The sequence below is a fragment of the Rhodocyclus tenuis genome, assembly GCF_014197755.1.
Taxonomy (GTDB): Bacteria; Pseudomonadota; Gammaproteobacteria; order Burkholderiales; family Rhodocyclaceae; genus Rhodocyclus; species Rhodocyclus tenuis.
This window is the reverse complement of record NZ_JACIGE010000002.1, coordinates 86,649-104,242: the sequence shown is the minus strand read 5'-3', so window position 1 is coordinate 104,242 and position 17,594 is coordinate 86,649. Positions and strand designations below refer to the sequence as shown.

Genomic DNA, 17,594 nt, shown 5'->3' with positions numbered 1-17,594 from the left:
TGCAGCCATGTCTTTGAAGATTACCGACGAATGCATCAACTGTGACGTGTGCGAACCGGAATGCCCGAATAGCGCGATTTCTCCGGGCGACGAAACCTATGTCATCGACCCGGGCAAGTGCACCGAGTGCATTGGTCACTACGACACGCCGCAGTGTGTCGAAGTCTGCCCGGTCGATTGCATCATCAAGGACCCGGACAACGCCGAAAGCGGCGATCAGCTCTGGGGCAAGTACGAGCAGCTGACCGGCAATTCGCGTCCGGCCTGAACGTCGCCACAAGCGACCCGCGCGCATCTCGAGACGCCGCACCCCTTGCCGGGGCGCGGCGTTTTTCGTCGACCGGCAGCGCTCGGCAGCAGCTTTGGCGCCGAGCGTTACCGAAGCAGGCGGGCGTCTTGCCGCCGGCACCGAGCCGCGGGGTGGCGCCGGCGTCTCAGCACAGCGGGGTGCCGGCAGTCCATCCGGCCAGGCGCGGGGAGCTGTTGGCCGGTGGGCTGTCGTCGAGATTGCCGCAGCGACCGAGGCTGCCCTTGCCGCCGCCCTTGGCGGCATACATCGCCTGATCGGCGGCGCTGAGCAACTCTTCCGGAGTGCTGCCGTCGGTAGGGAAGATGGCGATGCCGATGCTGGCACTGACCGGCACTGACTTTTCGCCGATCAGTGCAGGTTCGGCCAGCGTCTTCAGGATTTTATCCGCGACATTGAGCGCGTCCTTGTCCTTGCGGATGTCGCTGAGCACCACGACGAACTCGTCGCCGCCGAGACGTGCGGCGATGTCGCAGTTGCGGATGCTGTCCTGCAGGCGGCGTGCTACCGTTTGCAGCAAGGTATCGCCAGCGGCGTGGCCATGGCTGTCGTTGACTGGCTTGAACTCGTCGAGGTCGACGAAAAGTACCGCCACTTGCGATTGCTGTCGCTGCGCCAGCGCCACCGTTTTTTTCAGATGGCCGAGCAGCAGGAGACGGTTGGGCAGGCCGGTCAGTGTGTCATAGAGCGCGAGGAATTCGATCTGTTGCCGCAACTGCGTCTGTGTCCGCAGGAAGGCGAAGAGCAGCGCCGCGCTCAGTGCCGAGGCGACGGCGCTGACGGTCAGCGCACCCAGATCGAAGTCGCTCAGGCGCAGCTGGCGCTCGAGAGTCAAGTGAACTGGTTGCGAAAAATCTTCGACTTCGCGGTCGAATTTCAGCCGAGGCAAGAGTAGCGCAGACAAGGTGTCGGCCGGCTTCGCGGCGAGGTCGAACAACTCGGCTTCGTTGCTGACGGCGGTGAAGTTGCCACGCAGGAAAAGCGTGTGGCGGACGGCCGGCAGCAAGGCCGCTCGTGGCGGTACCAGATCGACGGCGCGCACTACCAGCAGCGCGTAACGGGGGCTGGCGGCGTTGAGCTGATCGAGCTTGCTGCTGATGACCGGCCGGAAAATGATGTAGCCAAGATCGCCTTCGAGCAGGCGGAAGGTTTCACTGCTGACAGCGACACCCTGGCGCTCCGACAGGAGTAGCCCCTCGATCACCGTCTTTCTGGCACTGATGTCGAGTCCGAGGATTTTTTCCGAGTATTCCGTGGTCGGCGCGGTGAAAACAACCGGATAGTAGAACTCGCGCTCATTGCTCGGGAGCGCGCGCAGTTCTCCTTCGGGCGAGAAGCCCCGCAAGCCGAAGTCGCTGTGCCCGGCGCGCTGCATGCGGCCGATCAGGCGCGGTACTTCCTGGCGGGCGACGCGGGCGACGATCTCCAGCTGATAAATGTGCGGGTAGCGCTCGAGCACCGAGGCCGCGTAGCTGGCCGCCGCTTGTTCGCTGGCGTGGCGGGCGCCGAGAAAGCTGGCAAATCCGTATAGCACCGCTTCGTTGGCGCGCAGCTTGTCGCGCAACTGCGTCTGCAGGGTTTCGCCATAGGCGCTGAACTCGCGTTCGTTGCGGCCGAGGTCGCGCTGCACGATGAAGCCGAATACCGCCAGCGACGCGAGCGCCCAGAGCACGACGGCGAGCACCAGATGCCACTGCTGGCCGCGTTGGTGAGAACGCGGCAATGCGTGCTGATGTTGTCGGACCTGCTGTTGGCTCATCGCGGCACCGGGGGCTGATCGCTGGCCGATGATAGGCCCCCGCGCCGCTGCTGAAAATAGGACCTAAGTCATAGAATATATTGCGCTTTTCCGGGCTGTCCTGTCACGCGGCGACGCGCGCGAAGGCGTTCCCGGCCGCTCCGTCAAGGCGGCGGCGAATCTCCTGTCCGACGCCCTCGAGGGCAACGATCTGGGCGACGAGGCCGTCCTCGACGTGGGTCAGTTCACCGATCCGGTTTTCCAGCGTGTCGGTTGCCTGGTGGATGCGCTTGATGCTTTCCAGGCGACGCTTGAGCTGGATCTGGTGCTCGCGCACTTGCGTTTCCATCGGCGCCATGATCGCCTTGAGCCAGGTTTCGGCGTCCTTGTTGGCGTGCTCGAAAGCACGGCGTACCTGCACGGCGACTTCCTCGAAAAACTTCTGCGTCAGCTTGCTCTTTTCGTGCGTGAGCAGTTGCAGCATGGTGTTCAGGTTGGCATCGCACCACTGTTCGAGACGCTCGATTTCCTTCTCGTAGCGCAGCAGCGAGAAAGCGCTCGGCGCGCCGAGCTTGAGGCCGTGTTCGACCGCGAACTTGCGGTAGATCGCTTCCATCATTGCGACGATTTCTTCGATTTCGCCCTTCGACTGATCCAGATTGTCGCGTGCGATACGGAAGAAATTGTTCATCGCTTCCGACAGCGTCGTCGAAAAGGTCGCTTCGAGCATCGCCGCGCGCGTCGTCTGCGTCAGCCCGCGCAGCGCGTCGAGACCGAGGTGCGCGAACAGCTTGTTGGTCTGTTGCGAAAAAACGCTGCGCAGGGCGTAGTAGCGCTGCAGTCCCGCTTCGAACTCCTCTTTCTCGGCGCGCACCTTGCCCATCATGTATTCGACGACACCCTTGTTCTTGCCGCGCAGTTCGGTGAGTTCGGCGATCTGCTCGCGCAGGCCGCCGAGGCGCGACTCGAGCAGGCCGCGCATGCGCATGTACAGGTCGTCGAACTCGGCTTCGGCGTTGTCGCTGACGATGTGGCGGCGGGCCGGAAGCAGGTCGTCGGCCAGCGCCCGTTCGAGCGCCGGCAGGCGGCTGCGCTCGAGCAGCGCGTCGTCGCCATTGATCTTGGCAACCAGCGCTTTCTGCGCCGACACGGGGAAGATGCGGCTCGCCGGCAGTCCGAGCGTTTGCGCGCAGGAGTCGACCTGGCCGTCGATTTCAGCGTCGATCGCCGCCAGCGTTTTCAGTTCGTCCCACAGGCCGTCGATCTTGTTGAGCACGACCAGTCGGCCGGCGCTGTTGCCGCCAGCGACGCCGAGATGATCGCGCCAGATGGCCAGATCGGATTGCGTGACGCCGGTGTCGGCGCCAAGAACGAAGAGCACGGCGTGCGCATTGGGCAGCAGCGACAGCGTCAGTTCCGGTTCGGTGCCGATCGCATTGAGACCGGGGGTGTCGAGGATGACCAGCCCCTGCTTGAGCAGCGGGTGCGGGAAGTTGATCACGGCATGGCGCCAGCGCGGGATTTCGACGCGTCCGTCTTCGCCGACGCGGAAAGTGTCGCCAGCACCGTCGGCGACCGGAAAGCCGAGCCGCTCTGCCGTCGCCGGATCGACGCGGACGACTTCGCTGACGTGGGCAAGCGCTTCGCGCATCGCTTCGGCCGAGCTGGTATCGAGCGGAAACACCCGCCATTCTTCGGGAAAGCGGCGGTATTCGGAAACTCCGGTGCTCGAGGCGCGTGTCTCGATCGGCAGCAGTTCGATCGCCGGCAGGCGAGCCGCGTCGTACATCAGCTCGCTCGGGCACATCGTCGTGCGGCCGGCCGACGAGGGCAGCACGCGATCGCCGAAACCGGCGAAGAAGATCGCGTTGATCAGTTCCGACTTGCCGCGCGAGAACTCGGCGACAAAGGCGACGAGCAGCCGGTCTTCGCGCAGACGGTCGAGCAGCTGGCCGATGCGCAGGTCGGTCTGCCCGTCGTTCAGTTCGTTGTCAGCGAGCCAGCTGCGAAAACGCTCGATGCTGGCGGCAAGGCCGCTGCGCCATTCACTGTAGGCGGCGAATTGCCGCGCCAGCGGCATGTCCGCTGCCGTGGCGTCGCCTGCCGCGGGTTTTGTCGGTGCCATGATCTTGTCTCCCCTGCAGGCGCCATTGACACCTCTCGATTCGGGCTGCTCACTCTATCACAAATATTTTTGCGATCAATTGCTTGGCGACGAAATTGAAGGTGATGTGGACGATCAGTGCTGGCAGCTCGGGCAGTAGAAACTGGAACGTCCGGCCTGGCGCAGCATGCGGATCGGCGTGCCGCAGACGTGGCAGGCGTCGCCGCAGCGGTCATAGACGGCACAGCTGAGCTGGAAGCAGCCGGCGCCGCCGTCGGTGTGGATGTAGTCGTGCACGCTGCTGCCGCCGGCGGCGATGGCATCCGCCAGCGTCTCGCGGATGCATCTCGCCAGCAACTGGCAGCGCGCGCGGCCAATGCGGTCAGCGGCGCGCTGTGGCGCGATGCCGGCGCGGAACAGGCTCTCGGCCGCGTAGATGTTGCCGATGCCGACGATCAGGTGGCTGTCCATCAGCACCGGCTTCACCGGCGAGTGCCGCCGCTGCAGCGCGGCATACAGCCATTCACCGTCGAATCCCGGTTCCAGCGGTTCGACACCGAGCCGGCAAAGCAGCGGGTGTTCGTTGACGCTCGGCCCTTCCTGCCACACCAGGGCACCAAAGCGGCGCGGATCGCGCAGGCGCAGTATCTGGTCGGGAAAAATGAGGTCGACGTGGTCGTGCTTCTCTATCGCCGTTCCCGGAGTCGCCAGACGCAGGCTGCCGGACATGCCGAGGTGCAGGATCAGCCAGCCACCGCCCGCGTTGCTTTCGCAGTCGAAGAGCAGGTACTTGCCGCGGCGCAGGATGGCATCGACGCGCAGTCCCTGGAGGCGCGTGGCGAGCGCCGGCGGCAGATCGTGGCGCAGCTTCGGCACGCGAAAAACCGCACCGGCGATGCGCTGCGCGGTGAGTCGGGGCACGAGCCCGAGGCGGCTGACTTCGACTTCAGGGAGTTCCGGCATTGCTGCAAGGGTAAAAAGTTCATAACATGCGACAACTATTATGGCCGAAAAGCTTCTGCGCCAAGCTTCTGTCGCCGCCAATGCTGCTTGCTGGCGGCGCTGGCGCAACGCCAGTTGGCAGCGCGTGGGGAATTCACCGCTGCCGCTGCTGTCCCTGTGAGGTGCGACTCGCCTGGAATCTGTCTCGCGTGCAGCCCGATGCTTCGCCCCGCGCGGTTTTTCGTCCCTTTCCCCTTTTACGAAGCCATTTCCGTCTATGAGAAACCGTCTGCTCGCCGCTACCCTGCCTGCGGCGCTAATGCTGGCCTTTGCCACGCCGGTGCCGGCGGCGGGCGATGTTGCCGCGGTGCCTTCGCCGACGGTTGCGCCAAAGCTTGCGCCATCGATCACGCCGGCAACGGCGCCGGAGGCTTCTCCTGTCGTCGTCGCGCCGGCCACTAAAGACGTGGCTCCGGGCGCACCTGCAGCAGCTTCGCCGGCGGTTCGCACGCCGGAGTTGCGGGCGCCGGCGAAGTCTTCGCGGAGTGTGGTGCGGCGCGCCGTCGATCGCCCGGTATCGGTCGACGAGCCCTTGTCGAGCGGCCAAGTCGTTTTCCAGGTGCTGCTTGCCGAAATCGCGCTGCAACGCGGTGACCTTGATCTGGCCAGCCGGGCCTGGACCGATCTGGCGCAGCGCACCCGCGACGCGCGTGCGCTCGAACGTGCCGTCGAAGTCGCCGGCTATTCGCGGCGGCTTGATCTGGCGCTGGAATCGGCGCGGCTGTGGCTGGAGATCGAGCCGACGTCGGCGCGCGCGCAGCAGATGCTCGCTGGCGTGTTGGTCGTCGGCAATCGCTTCGACGAGTTGGCGCCGCTGCTCATCCGCATGCTCGAAAACGAGCCGCAGGCACTGCCCGGCAATCTGCTTGGCCTGAACCGCATGCTTGCGCGCAGTCCGGATCGTGCTGCCGTGTCGCGTCTGGTCGATCAGGTGAGCGAACCTTTCCTGCGTTTTCCCGAGGCCAACTACGCGCGCGCCGTCGCTGCCAATTCGGCCGGAGTTCCGTCGCGGGCGATTGCCGAGGTGCGTCGTGCGCAGGAACTGCGCCCCGACTGGGATCTTGCTGCGCTGCTCGAGGCGCAGTTGCTGGCGCGTGAATCGAACGCTGCCGCCGTTGCCTCGCTCGAGCGCTTCGTCGCGCGTAATCCCGGCGCGCGTGATGTACGTCTGCATCTGGCGCGCGCGCTGATCGGCGAGTCGCGCTACGCCGATGCGCGCAGCCACTTCGATACGCTGCTGCGCGAGACGCCGGACAATGCCGAAGCGCTCTTTCCGGCGGCGATTCTCGCCTTGCAGATGAACGACGTGGCGCGCGCCGACAAGCTGCTGCGCCAGTTGCTGGGGCTTGATTTCCCCGACAAGAGCGTCGTTCGTTACTATCTTGGCCAGATTGCCGAACAGCGCCAGCAGGGCGAAGAAGCGATCGCTTTTTACCAGACGGTCGGCGTCGGCGACCAGTATCTTCCGGCGCAGCTGCGCGCGGCGCGCCTGCTCGGTGAGCGCGGTCAGAGCGACGACGCGCTGAGCCAGTTGCGCGCAGCCAAGCCGCGCAACGCGCAGGAACGGGCGCAACTGATCGCCGCCGAAGCGCAGATCCTGCGCGACGCCAAACGTACGCAGGAGGCCTTTGCGCTCGTCTCCGCGGAACTGGCCAAGCAGCCGGCCGATCCCGAACTGCTTTATGAGACGGCGCTGCTCGCCGAAAAGCTCGGACGCGTCGATCTGCTCGAAAAACACCTGCGTCGCCTGATCGAACTGAAGCCGGACAGCGCGTCGGCGTACAACGCCCTCGGCTATTCGCTGGCCGAGCGCAACCTGCGCCTCGATGAAGCGCGTACGCTGATCGAAAAGGCGCTGAGCCTGGCGCCCGATGATCCTTTCATCCTCGACAGCCTCGGCTGGGTGCTCTACCGGCAAGGCGATCTGGCCGGCGCGCAGGCGACGCTTGAAAGGGCCTTTTCTCTGCGTGCCGACCCGGAAATCGCCGCCCACCTTGGCGAGGTCCTGTGGCAGCTCAACCGGCGCGACGATGCCAGCCGCCTGTGGCGCGACGCGCAAAAGCGCAGCCCCGGCAACGAAGCGCTGGCCGAGGCGATCAAGCGCTTCACTCCTTGAGAATCGAGTTGTTTTGTCCTTGTTGCCGCTTCGTCGCGGCCGTCTCTTTGCTCGCCAGCCTGGCACTTGCCGGCTGCAGTACGCCGGGAGCGTCGGTGGCTGCCGCGCAGCCGGAGCGCTCGACGCTCGCCGCGAGCGGCAGTTTCGCGCTGGCCGCGCGTTTTTCACTGCGCGTTGATGAGCAGAATCATTCGGGCCGTCTCGACTGGCAGCATTCGCCGACGAGCGACGAATGGCTGCTCTCGTCGCCCTTCGGCCAGGGCCTTGCCGAGATTGTCAGCACGCCGGCGGTCGCCTGTCTCTCGGCTGGCGACGGCCGGCGCGAGTGCGATGCCAGCCTCGATGCGCTGACGCAACGAGTCCTCGGCTATCCGCTACCGCTTGCCGGTCTTGCCGACTGGGTGCGTGGCCGCGGCGCGGAGGGCGGTCGCGTTGATGCGCTTGGTCGGCCTTTGGCGCTCGCGCGCGACGGCTGGTACGTCGATCTGGCCTACGACAGCGATGCTGCCGACGCTGCCGATGCGCCACCGGGCAGGCTGTTCATCAGCCGCCCCGGAGGCCCCGAATTGCGCCTGGTCATCGATGCGTGGACGTTGCCGCTCGGCGCCAATGATGCGCCGGCAGCTGGCGTCGACGCCATCTCTCCGCTCGTCTTGCCCGTGGTGCCGGTGACTGCGGTCCAAGCCACGCCTTTGCCTGCCGCCACTCCAATGACTCCACTTTCCTCCGACCACTGAACATGAGCGCAGTACCTCTCGCCAATACCGCCGCCGCGGCCTGGACCTGGGACAGCGCCTACCCGGCGCCGGCCAAACTGAACCTCTTTCTGCACGTTGTCGGTCGCCGTGCCGACGGCTATCACTGTCTGCAGACCGTTTTCCGCTTCGTCGATCACGGTGATTCGCTGCGTTTCGCGCCGCGCGCCGACGGCGAGGTGCGCCTCGTCGCGCCCTTGCCCGGAGTTCCCGAGGAGCGCGACCTGACGGTACGCGCGGCGCGCCTGCTGCAGGCCGAGACCGGTTGCCGGCAGGGCGTCGACATCACCGTCGACAAGCGTCTGCCGATGGGCGGCGGGCTCGGCGGCGGCAGTTCGGACGCGGCGACGACGCTGCTCGCGCTCAACCATCTCTGGCAGCTTGGCCTGTCGCGGCAGCGCCTGCAGGCGATCGGCCTGACGCTTGGCGCCGACGTGCCGGTCTTCGTTTTCGGCGACAACGCCTTTGCCGAAGGCGTCGGCGAGGCACTGCGCCCGGTGAGCCTGCCGCCGGCGTGCTATCTGGTGCTCGAGGCGCCGGTCGAAGTGCCGACGGCGCTCGTCTTCTCGGCGCCTGACCTGCGTCGCGATACGCCGGCACTCGCTGCCGCTGACTGGCGGCCGGGCGAGGGCGGCAATGACCTGGAAGCGCCCGTCGTCGCGCGTTTCCCGGCGGTCGCCGAGCGCCTTGCCTGGCTGACGCAGCATGCGCGTGCGCGCATGACCGGTTCCGGCGCCTGCGTTTTTGCCGAATTCCCGACGCGCGCGGCGGCGGCGGCGGTGCTGCGTGCGGCACCAGCCGGTTTTGTTGGCTGGCTGGCCGAGGGACTCGACGGCCATCCCTTGCGCGAACTCGTCGCCGCCTGAGCGCCGATTCCGCCCACGAGCGGAATGGCGATCCGGATGCTGGTTTTTTTTGAAATTATCTTGTAAGATGCGCGCCTCGTTAGCCGGCCAGCCCGGTTGACGATTGCTGGGGAGTCGCCAAGCTGGTCAAGGCACCGGATTTTGATTCCGGCATTCGAAGGTTCGAATCCTTCTTCCCCAGCCATCCGAATTCCACGTCGGGCAGGTCCATAGCCTGCCCGTCTTCATTTGGGCGCCAGCGCACGGCGCCAGGAGTCCCGAAGTGGCTTACGACAGCCTGATGGTGTTCACTGGCAACGCCAATCCCAAGCTGGCAGCCGATGTGGTCAGGCGCCTGAACATCTCGCTCGGCCGCGCCAATGTTGGCCGTTTCTCCGATGGTGAAGTCAGCGTCGAGATTCAGGAACACGTGCGCGGCAAGGACGTTTTCGTTCTGCAGTCGACCTGCGCGCCGGCCAACGAAAACCTGATGGAACTGCTGGTCATGGTCGATGCGCTGAAGCGTGCGTCGGCCGGCCGCATCACCGCCGCCATTCCGTATTTCGGTTACGCCCGCCAGGATCGCCGCGTGCGCTCGGCGCGCGTGCCGATCGCCGCCAAGCTGGTTGCTGACCTGCTCACCGCCGCCGGTGTGCATCGCGTGCTGACGATGGACCTGCACGCCGACCAGATCCAGGGCTTCTTCAATATTCCGGTCGACAACATCTATTCGCTGCCGATCCTGCTCGCTGACGTCTGGAAGAAGAACTTCCCCGACCTGATGGTCGTTTCGCCCGACGTCGGCGGTGTCGTGCGTGCGCGTGCGCTGGCCAAGCGCCTCGAGTGCGATCTGGCGATCATCGACAAGCGCCGGCCGAAGGCCAATGTTTCCGAAGTGATGAACATCATCGGCGAAGTCGAAGGCCGTACCTGCGTGCTGATGGACGACATGGTCGATACCGCCGGCACGCTGTGCAAGGCGGCTTCGGCGCTGAAGGAACGCGGCGCGCGCAAGGTGCTCGCCTACTGTACGCACCCGGTGCTGTCGGGCGCGGCGGTCGAGCGCATCAACGCTTCCGATCTCGACGAACTGGTCGTTACCGACTCGATTCCGCTGCGCGACGATGCGCAGGCGTGCAAGCGCATCCGCCAGCTGTCGGTCGCCGATGTCATGGCCGAAACGATCCGCCGTATCAGCAACGAGGATTCCGTGTCCTCGCTGTTCATCGAATAAAGCCGGAGCGGGCGGGCGTCGTTTTGCGGCGCCAGCCTTTTCCGGTGTTTTTGCCGTCCGCTTTGCGGGCGGCATTCCCAACCCCCGTCTGGTCGCGGACGGGTTGCAACACCACCAGGAGTTGTCCATGAAATTTGAACTGAATGCGCAAAAGCGCACCGTGCAGGGGTCCGGAGCGAGCCGCCGCCTGCGTCGTGCGAATCTTGTTCCGGCTATCGTTTACGGTGGCAACACCGCGCCGCAGTCGATCGAAATCGAACACAACCAGATCCTGTTGTCGCTGCGCAAGGAAGCTTTCCACGCTTCCGTGCTGACGCTGATCGTCGATGGCGTTGCCGAGCCGGTGCTGCTGCGCGACGCGCAAGTGCACCCGTACAAGCCGCTCGTCCTGCACGTCGATTTCCTGCGTGTTGACGCGAACCAGCCGATCCACCAGAAGGTGCCGCTGCACTTCATCAACGCCGACTTGGCGCCGGGCGTCAAGCTCACCGGTGGCAGCGTTTCGCACATCCTCAACGAAATCGAAGTGGCCTGCCTGCCGAAGGATCTGCCCGAGTTCATCGAGGTCGATCTGCAGTCGCTGGCTGCCGGTCAGTCGATCCACATCTCGCAACTCGTCTTCCCGGCCGGCGTGACGCCGCTGACGCACGGTGACGACGGTGTGGTCGCGCTGATCCAGCAGAAGAAGGGCGCCGCTGCCGCCACCGAAGGCGAAGCCGCCGCCTGATAGCGCCGGTGCCGCCAGAAGGCCGTCGTCCGGCGCTCACCAGCGCCTGCGACGGCCTTTTTTCTTGGCGGTCGCCCGCTTGCAGCTGCGTAAAATTCTTCCTGCGTCCATGATTCCTTCGCTAGCGATCCCTCCGCGATGAACGCTCCCCGTCTGATCGTCGGTCTCGGCAATCCCGGTGCCGATTACGCCGACACCCGGCATAACGCGGGTTTCTGGTTCGTCGACCGGCTGGCGTTCGAACTGAAGGCAAGCCTGGCGCCGCAGGCGAAGTTTTTCGGCAGCGTCGGCCGCGCCGGCGAGCTGTACCTGCTTGAACCGGCGACCTTCATGAACCGTTCCGGCCAGGCGGTGGCGGCGCTGGCGCGCTTCTACCGTATCGAGGCGGCCGAGATCCTCGTCGTGCATGACGACCTCGACCTGCCGCCGGGCAGCATCCGCCTCAAGCAGGGCGGCGGTAACGGCGGCCACAATGGCCTCAAGGACATCCAGTCGCAGCTCGGCACGCCCGATTTCTGGCGCCTGCGCCTCGGCATCGGCCACCCCGGCGATCGCGCCGAAGTGGCAAACTTCGTCCTCAAGCCGCCGCGGCGCGAGGAGCGCGAGCTGATCGATGCTGCCCTCGACCGCTGCCTGATCGCCTGGCCCAAACTCGCCGCCGGCGACGTCGCCGCGGCGCAACGCCTTCTCCACGTCAAGCCTTAACCAGGAACCCGTCCATGAGCCTCAAATGCGGAATCGTCGGCCTGCCCAACGTCGGCAAGTCCACGCTGTTCAATGCGCTGACCAAGGCCGGCATCCAGGCCGAGAACTATCCCTTCTGCACCATCGAGCCGAACGTCGGCATCGTCGAAGTGCCCGATCCGCGTCTGGCGCAGCTCTCCGCGATCGTCAAGCCGCAGAAGATCCAGCCGGCGATCGTCGAGTTCGTCGACATCGCCGGCCTCGTTGCCGGCGCGTCGAAGGGCGAGGGCCTCGGCAACCAGTTCCTCGCCAACATCCGCGAGACCGACGCCGTGGTGCACGTGGTGCGCTGCTTTGCTGACGACAACGTGATCCACGTTTCCGGCAACGTCGATCCGATCCGCGACATCGAGACCATCGACACCGAACTCGCGCTCGCCGACATGACGACGGTCGAGAAGGCGATCAACCGTTACAAGCGTCCGGCCGCTTCGGGCGACAAGGAAGCGAAGATCCTCGTCGCCGTGCTGGAAAAGTGTTTCGCCCAGCTCGACCAGGGCAAGCCGGTGCGTGCGCTCGCGCTGTCGAAGGAAGAGCTCGCCAGCCTCAAGCCGTTCTGCCTGATCACCGCCAAGCCGGTGCTCTACGCTGCCAACGTCGCCGAAGACGGTTTCGCCAACAACCCGCTGCTGGCCGCGGTCGAGGCGCACGCCGCCGCCGAAGGTGCCGAAGTGGTCGCGCTGTGCGCGTCGATCGAAGCCGAGATCGCCGACCTCGACGACGCCGACAAGCTCGAATTCCTCGAGTCGATGGGCCTGCACGAGCCCGGTCTCGATCGCCTGATCCGCACCGGCTACCACCTGCTCGGCCTGCAGACCTACTTCACCGCTGGCGTCAAGGAAGTGCGCGCGTGGACGATCCACAAGGGCGACACCGCACCGCAGGCGGCCGGCGTCATCCACACCGACTTCGAACGCGGCTTCATCCGCGCGCAGACGATCGCCTTCGACGATTTCATCGCCTTCAAGGGTGAGGCGGGCGCCAAGGAAGCCGGCAAGATGCGCGCCGAAGGCAAGGAATACGTCGTGCGCGACGGCGACGTGCTCAACTTCCTGTTCAACGTCTAGTCCGGACGCGCCGAGGCCAGGAGCGCTGGCGCACGTCATGGCGCAGGCAGCGGCTGACACATCGCCCAGCGGCGTCGCCGGGGAATCAGGCTCGCCGAGCGCGTCGGCGGTCGCCGCTGCTTCCTGCTACCGCGGACGTTTCGCGCCGTCGCCGAGCGGTCCGCTGCATTTCGGATCGCTGGTCGCTGCGCTCGGCAGTTATCTCGACGCACGCGCGGCCGGCGGCGAATGGCTGTTGCGCATCGAGGATGTCGACGCGCCGCGCAGCGTTCCCGGTGCTACCGAGTCGATCCTGCGCACGCTCGACGCCTTCGCTTTCCAGTGGGACGGCGAGGTGCTGGTGCAAAGCCGCCGCCTTGATCGCTACCACGCGGCACTGGTGCGTCTGCAACTCGATGGCGAGGTCTATCCCTGCGCCTGTTCGCGGCGCGAGATCGCCGATTCGGTCGTCGCGGCGTCGGTCGATGGCGGCCACGTCTATCCCGGTACCTGCCGCGCCGGGCTGGGCGACGGGCGGGCAGCGCGTTCCTGGCGCATGCGCACGGCGGACGCGTGCATCGGCTTCGTCGACCGCGTGCAGGGCGCGCAGGCGCAGAACCTCGAACGCGAACTCGGCGATTTCATCCTCTTCCGTGCCGACGGCCAGTTCGCCTATCAGCTGGCGGTTGTCGTCGACGACGCCGATCAGGGCGTCAATGCCGTCGTCCGTGGCGCCGACCTGCTTGCCTCGACGCCGCGGCAGATCTGGCTGCAGCAGCGCTTGGGTGTGCCGACGCCGACCTATGCGCACCTGCCGGTGGCGACCAACGCCGCCGGCCAGAAGCTCTCCAAGCAGACCTTGGCGGCGGCAGTCGATCCGGTACGTGGTGTCGCCGCGTTGGTCGAGGTGCTGGCCTTTCTCGGGCAAGAGATTCCGCAAGGACTGGCGCAGGCGAGTCTCGCCGAGTTCTGGTCGTGGGCGATCGCGCACTGGTCGATGGCGCGCGTTCCCAGTCGACAAGCGCAGGTACTGGTCTGAAAAGGACGCGCAGCCAGCGGCGGCTGCTCAGCGAGGCAACGGTGCAGTGGGGAAGCGGGCCGCAACTCGGCAGACCGTGCTCATGAGCGGCGCCGGCCGCTACCAAGCAGTCCGATGGCGAGGCTGATCAGTGCATAGGCGATGCGCCGCAACAGTCGCGCCGGCCACGACAGCTGGCGCCTGCTGCCCGGGGGCAGTTCGCGTGCGCCGTCGCTGATCAGGTTCAGCAGGCTTTGCCGCAGCTCGCCGGCGAAGGCGCCATCCTCGACCAGCAGATTCCCTTCGCGCGCCAGCAGCAGGCTGAACGGATCGATATTCGAAGAGCCGACGGTCGCCCAGTTGTCGTCGATGACCGCGACCTTGGCGTGCAGGAAACTGCGCTCGTAGAGGTGGATGCCGATGCCGGCAGCGAGCAGCTGCGCGTAGAGCGCCTGCGTCGCGTAGTGCAGCAGCGGGAACTCGACGCGCGCCTGCAGCAGCAGCCTGACGCGCACGCCGCGCGCAGCGGCGTCGCGCAGCGCGTGGCGAAAACGCCGGCCGGGGAGAAAGTAGGCGCTGGCGATGAGGATGTCCTCGCGGGCATTGGCAATCGCCTCAAGGTAGGCGCTTTCGATCGCGTGGCGGTGGCGCAGGTTGTCGCGAACGATAAAGGCGGCACGCTGACTGCCGCAGGGCGCCGGTGTGCTCCTGTTGGTCGCGATGCGGAATGCGGAGTTGAGGCTGGCAAAGGCGACGAGGTTCCACAGTCGGCGCATGGCGTGTTCGACCGACGCCAGCAGCGGTCCTTCGATGCGTGCCGCGTAGTCGATGCGTGGCGGCGTCTGCCGCGGCGTGTTCATGTCGTCGATGATGTTGATGCCGCCGACGAAGCCGATTGTTCCGTCGATCAGCGCCAGCTTGCGGTGCAGCCGGCGCAGGCGCTGTCGGTGCAGTGAAAAACGCGCGATTTCCGGGCGATAGACCAGCGCCTGCACGCCAGCGGCGAGCAGCAGCGGAAGGCGTTGCTCGGCGCAGTTGCGCGCGCCGAAACCGTCGATCAGCAGGCGCGTGCGCACGCCACGCGCGGCGGCGCGGCTCAGCGCATCGGCGACGGCCTGGCCGGTCGCGTCGTCGGCGAACAGATAGGTTTCGAGATGAACCTCGCGCCTGGCCGCGTCGATGGCGGCAATCAGCGCCGGAAAGTACTCGCTGCCGTTGCTGAGCAGCGTCAGCCGGTTGCCGCCGACAAATTCAGTCGCCATGGTGCGCGCCGGCCTTGTCGGCGCGGCGCAGATGCGCCGACAAGGCCGCGTGATCGGAAACGCGCAGGCCAGTCTCGACGAACTGCAGTCCGGCCTGCTCGACGCTGAAACCGCGCACGTAAATTCGGTCGAGCCGCAGCAGCGGTAGCCGCGCCGGAAAACTTCTCGCCGGCCGGCCACGGCTGCTGAACACCTCGCCGAGACCAAGACGCCGCGCCAGCATGCGCTCGCCATCGTTGCGCCAGTCGTTGAAATCGCCGGCGATGATCAGCGGCGCGTCGGCGTCGATGGCGCTTTCCAGATAGTCGGCCAGCGCGCTCATCTGTCGCCGGCGCGAGTGCGCGAACAGCGACAGGTGCACGCAGACGCAATGCAGCAATTCTCCCGCCGGCGCGAGCGCTGGCGGCAGCTGCGCAATCGCCGGCGGCCCGGCCCGGTGTGGCGTGGGCGTTGTCGTCCGCTCGGCGTTTTCCGCCGTTGGCAGGCGCAGCGTGCAGTGCAACAGCCCGCGGCGTTCGAAGCGCAGGTGCGTCACATCCTGGTTGTGCGCGTACTCGATCGGAAAGCGCGAGAGGATGGCGTTGCCGTGATGGCCGCGACCATGCACGACATTGCGTCCGTAAGCCGCGTCCGGCCAGACATCTTCGGCGAGAAAATCATGCTGCGCCGCCGCCGGCCAGTTGCCATGCCGTGCGGCGTGGCCCGAATGCGCGCCCTGCACTTCCTGCAGGAAAACGATGTCTGGCGCGAGGCTGCGCAGGCGCTCGCGCAGTTCATGCACCGTCAGCCGTGCGTTGAAAGGCGAGAAGCCCTTGTGGATGTTGAAACTGGCGACGGAGAGTACGTACGCCATGGCCGTTCTTGCTTCAGGAAGCGAGCTTCATGTTGCGGCGCTCACGAAACGGCGAGCATGCGTTCAAGCGCCGTTTTCGCGTTGCCGGCGTCGCGCGCGGAAACGCGGATCGGGTTCACGACGCGTCCTTCGGCGAGGTTCTCCAGCGTCCATGCCAGATGCTGCGGGTCGATGCGCTGCATTGTCGAGCACATGCAGACGATCGGCGACATGAACTCGACGATCTTGCCCTCGCTCTTCACTTCCTCGGCCAGCCGGCTGACCAGATTCAGTTCGGTGCCGACCAGCCAGCGCGTGCCGGGCGCGGCTTCCTTGATCGTGCGCACGATCAGTTCGGTCGAGCCGACGTGGTCGGACGCGGTACACACCTCGAAGCTGCATTCCGGGTGGGAGATGACGATTCCTTCCGGGTGTTCGGCGCGAAAACGCGCGATGTGCTGCGGCTGGAACATCTGGTGCACCGAACAGTGGCCCTTCCACAGCAGCACACGCGCGCGGCGGATCTGCTCGGGCGTCAGCCCGCCGAGTTCGAGGTCGGGGTCCCACACCGGCATCTCGTCGAGCGGGATTCCCATCTGCGCACCGGTCCAGCGGCCGAGGTGCTGGTCGGGGAAGAACAGCACCTTCGGCCGTTGCGCGAAAGCCCACTCGGCGATCCTGCCGGCGTTCGACGAGGTGCACACGATGCCGCCACGTTCGCCGCAGAAAGCCTTCAGATCGGCCGCCGAATTGATGTAGGTGACCGGCGTCACTTCGGCGTCGACGTCGATCACGCTCGCCAGTTCGCGCCAGCAGCGCTCGACTTTCGCCAGATTGGCCATGTCAGCCATCGAGCAGCCGGCGGCGAGGTCGGGCAGGATGGCGATCTGCTCGGGGCGCGACATGATGTCGGCGACTTCGGCCATGAAATGCACGCCGCAGAAGACGATGTACTCGGCGTCGGTCTGCGCCGCGAGGCGCGACAGCTTGAGCGAGTCACCGGTGAGGTCTGCGTACTGGTAGATGTCGGCGCGCTGATAGTGGTGACAGAGCAGCGCGGCGCGCGCACCGAGGCGCGCACGCGCGTCGCGGATGCGCGCGTGGCATTCCGCGTCGTCCATGCGGTTGAACTGGTCGAAGCCGAAGGCGGGAGAGATGATCGAGGTCTGCATGAGCGGGTGATTGATCTTGTTCGCTGTTCCGGTGCGACCATATTCCTGGTCGCGACCTTGTCGAGTCGGGGAATGGATCGGCTGCGGCCGCGCCTGTCGTTTGTGGGGGGCTTGCCTGAGAGCGGCGCTGGCTGGCGCTAGCTGAGCCAGGGCAGTCCGGCGAAACGCCAGCCGCCGAGTTTGCCGCGCTGGCCGCGAGCATCGACATCGCCTTCGAAGCCTTCGAGGACATTGTAAACATTGCCGAAGCCGGCTTGCGTGGCCAGCAGCGCCGCCTGGTGCGAGCGGGCGCCGCTGCGGCAGATGAACAGGATCAGATCGCCGACTTCTGCCTGATGTTTCAGTTGTTGCAGGAAATGCGGATTGCGCGCGCCCTCGGGGTAGCTCTGCCATTCGATCTCGATGGCGTCGGGAATTCGCCCGACCCAGTCGCGTTCGGCGCGCGTGCGCAAGTCGATGAGGTGGCTGCCCGGCGCTTCCTTCCAGAGAGTGTGCGCTTCGGCGGGCGTCAGCGCCCCGGCGTAAGGCAGGCCGAGTTCTTCCCCGCGCGATTTTGCCAGCTTCAGGATGTCGGTCAGTGCGCCCATTTGCGTGTCTCCGCGATTTCGGATGCTGGAGTATAAACCCTCGCCTCTTCCTTGCAGGGGCGAAGCTTCCCGGGAGCCGGGCAGCTCAGCCGAGCAGGGCGACGA

At 66.0% G+C, this 17,594-nt stretch carries 16 protein-coding genes and 1 tRNA gene; 10 read left to right on the top strand and 7 right to left on the bottom strand.

The features are described 5' to 3' along the window. Positions 1–7: 7 nt before the first annotated feature. Complete coding sequence (locus GGD90_RS03130; protein ID WP_153115817.1) at positions 8–268, top strand: YfhL family 4Fe-4S dicluster ferredoxin; 261 nt, start codon at positions 8–10, stop codon at positions 266–268. 166 nt (positions 269–434) lie between these two features. Here the strand turns inward: GGD90_RS03130 and GGD90_RS03125 are convergent, their stop codons facing one another. The 3 genes from GGD90_RS03125 to mutM all read right to left on the bottom strand — a co-directional run bounded on the left by GGD90_RS03125 (position 435) and on the right by mutM (position 5,112). Then, positions 435–2,030, bottom strand: coding sequence for a sensor domain-containing diguanylate cyclase (locus tag GGD90_RS03125; RefSeq protein WP_184414909.1), 1,596 nt, complete (start codon positions 2,028–2,030; stop codon positions 435–437). A gap of 139 nt (positions 2,031–2,169) precedes the next feature. Continuing rightward, positions 2,170–4,170 carry a dynamin family protein gene (locus tag GGD90_RS03120; protein WP_407690630.1) on the bottom strand — a complete coding sequence of 667 codons (2,001 nt, stop codon included), beginning with the start codon at positions 4,168–4,170 and terminating at the stop codon, positions 2,170–2,172. A gap of 114 nt (positions 4,171–4,284) precedes the next feature. Further along, positions 4,285–5,112, bottom strand: coding sequence for a bifunctional DNA-formamidopyrimidine glycosylase/DNA-(apurinic or apyrimidinic site) lyase (gene mutM / locus GGD90_RS03115; protein ID WP_153115815.1), 828 nt, complete (start codon positions 5,110–5,112; stop codon positions 4,285–4,287). Positions 5,113–5,368: 256 nt separating this feature from the next. Here mutM and GGD90_RS03110 point away from each other — a divergent pair, with 256 nt between their 5' ends. The 9 genes from GGD90_RS03110 to gluQRS all read left to right on the top strand — a co-directional run bounded on the left by GGD90_RS03110 (position 5,369) and on the right by gluQRS (position 13,657). Next, entirely contained in the window at positions 5,369–7,267 is a 1,899-nt protein-coding gene (locus GGD90_RS03110) for a tetratricopeptide repeat protein (RefSeq protein ID WP_153115814.1), read from the top strand. Between the two features lie 95 nt (positions 7,268–7,362). Beyond that, positions 7,363–8,004 (top strand): outer membrane lipoprotein LolB, encoded by a 642-nt coding sequence (locus tag GGD90_RS03105; RefSeq protein ID WP_184414908.1) that lies wholly within the window; start codon positions 7,363–7,365, stop codon positions 8,002–8,004. Positions 8,005–8,006: 2 nt separating this feature from the next. Next, positions 8,007–8,888 (top strand): 4-(cytidine 5'-diphospho)-2-C-methyl-D-erythritol kinase, encoded by an 882-nt coding sequence (ispE, locus tag GGD90_RS03100; protein WP_153115812.1) that lies wholly within the window; start codon positions 8,007–8,009, stop codon positions 8,886–8,888. 107 nt (positions 8,889–8,995) lie between these two features. Then, positions 8,996–9,072 (top strand) — tRNA-Gln (locus GGD90_RS03095). A gap of 78 nt (positions 9,073–9,150) precedes the next feature. After that, a complete protein-coding gene (locus tag GGD90_RS03090) occupies positions 9,151–10,101 on the top strand; it encodes a ribose-phosphate pyrophosphokinase (protein WP_153115811.1) in 951 nt (316 codons plus the stop codon). 127 nt (positions 10,102–10,228) lie between these two features. After that, entirely contained in the window at positions 10,229–10,828 is a 600-nt protein-coding gene (locus tag GGD90_RS03085; RefSeq protein ID WP_153115810.1) for a 50S ribosomal protein L25/general stress protein Ctc, read from the top strand. A gap of 138 nt (positions 10,829–10,966) precedes the next feature. Beyond that, positions 10,967–11,533, top strand: a complete 567-nt coding sequence (gene pth, locus GGD90_RS03080; RefSeq protein ID WP_153115809.1) for an aminoacyl-tRNA hydrolase — start codon at positions 10,967–10,969, stop codon at positions 11,531–11,533. 14 nt (positions 11,534–11,547) lie between these two features. Beyond that, positions 11,548–12,639: a redox-regulated ATPase YchF gene (gene ychF / locus GGD90_RS03075; RefSeq protein ID WP_153115808.1), complete on the top strand. Its 1,092-nt coding sequence runs from the start codon at positions 11,548–11,550 to the stop codon at positions 12,637–12,639. 37 nt (positions 12,640–12,676) lie between these two features. After that, positions 12,677–13,657: a tRNA glutamyl-Q(34) synthetase GluQRS gene (gluQRS, locus tag GGD90_RS03070; RefSeq protein ID WP_153115807.1), complete on the top strand. Its 981-nt coding sequence runs from the start codon at positions 12,677–12,679 to the stop codon at positions 13,655–13,657. An 80-nt stretch (positions 13,658–13,737) separates the two neighbouring features. Here the strand turns inward: gluQRS and clsB are convergent, their stop codons facing one another. The 4 genes from clsB to GGD90_RS03050 all read right to left on the bottom strand — a co-directional run bounded on the left by clsB (position 13,738) and on the right by GGD90_RS03050 (position 17,489). Continuing rightward, positions 13,738–14,898, bottom strand: coding sequence for a cardiolipin synthase ClsB (clsB, locus tag GGD90_RS03065; protein ID WP_153115806.1), 1,161 nt, complete (start codon positions 14,896–14,898; stop codon positions 13,738–13,740). Next, the gene (locus tag GGD90_RS03060) at positions 14,888–15,751 is read right to left on the bottom strand and encodes an endonuclease/exonuclease/phosphatase family protein (RefSeq protein WP_153115805.1); all 864 of its coding nucleotides are present in this window, start codon (positions 15,749–15,751) and stop codon (positions 14,888–14,890) included. The genes clsB and GGD90_RS03060 overlap by 11 nt, the downstream gene beginning before the upstream one ends. A gap of 41 nt (positions 15,752–15,792) precedes the next feature. Continuing rightward, the gene (nadA, locus tag GGD90_RS03055; RefSeq protein WP_153115804.1) at positions 15,793–16,902 is read right to left on the bottom strand and encodes a quinolinate synthase NadA; all 1,110 of its coding nucleotides are present in this window, start codon (positions 16,900–16,902) and stop codon (positions 15,793–15,795) included. Positions 16,903–17,039: 137 nt separating this feature from the next. Then, a complete protein-coding gene (locus tag GGD90_RS03050) occupies positions 17,040–17,489 on the bottom strand; it encodes a rhodanese-like domain-containing protein (RefSeq protein ID WP_153115803.1) in 450 nt (149 codons plus the stop codon). Positions 17,490–17,594: the final 105 nt, after the last annotated feature.